General features: G+C 56.2%; 1 protein-coding gene. It reads right to left on the minus strand.

The features are described 5' to 3' along the window. Positions 1-524 (minus strand): DUF5801 repeats-in-toxin domain-containing protein (locus L1D31_RS22465; protein ID WP_239839148.1); only part of this gene is annotated, 524 nt, incomplete at its 3' end. Between the last annotated feature and the right edge of the window lie 54 nt (positions 525-578).

Consider the following 578-nt stretch of genomic DNA (forward strand, 5'->3'; position numbering starts at 1 on the left):
TCAAGGCGTTCACTGTCGCTGTTAGCGTCATGGTCAATCGGACCTTTCAGCTCAAAGGTGTAACTGCCATCAGGACGCAACGTCAGTACAAACACATCGCCATCCACGCTGGAAGCYGTGTACGTCGCCACCCCATCGGCATCGATGGACTCAGAGAGCGTCACCGCTTTGCCCTGAGAAGTCAGGCCATCAATCGGGTTGGTGGTCAGGTCAAGCTCGTAGCTCACGACCTTATCCGCCCCTTCAAGCGTGGTGAAGTCTCCGTCTTGGCTCACGCGTGTCGCGTCTGGGCTGGTGCCACTGGCTAAGTCATTCTCATTGAGGATTAAYGCCTCAGCCGATGCAATGTTCGGGCTATCRTCRCCAATSGTCACCGGCAGSGTAATRCGGTCGGTGTCGCCATCGGTGTCGGTCGCCACCACMGTGAAATCAAGGCGTTCACTGTCGCTGTTAGCGTCATGGTCAATCGGACCTTTCAGCTCAAAGGTGTAACTGCCATCAGGACGCAACGTCAGTACAAACACATCGCCATCCACGCTGGAAGCYGTGTASGTCGCCACCCCATCGGCATCGATGGA

The organism is Vibrio sp. Isolate23 (assembly GCF_022398095.1).
GTDB lineage: Bacteria > Pseudomonadota > Gammaproteobacteria > Enterobacterales > Vibrionaceae > Vibrio > Vibrio coralliilyticus_A.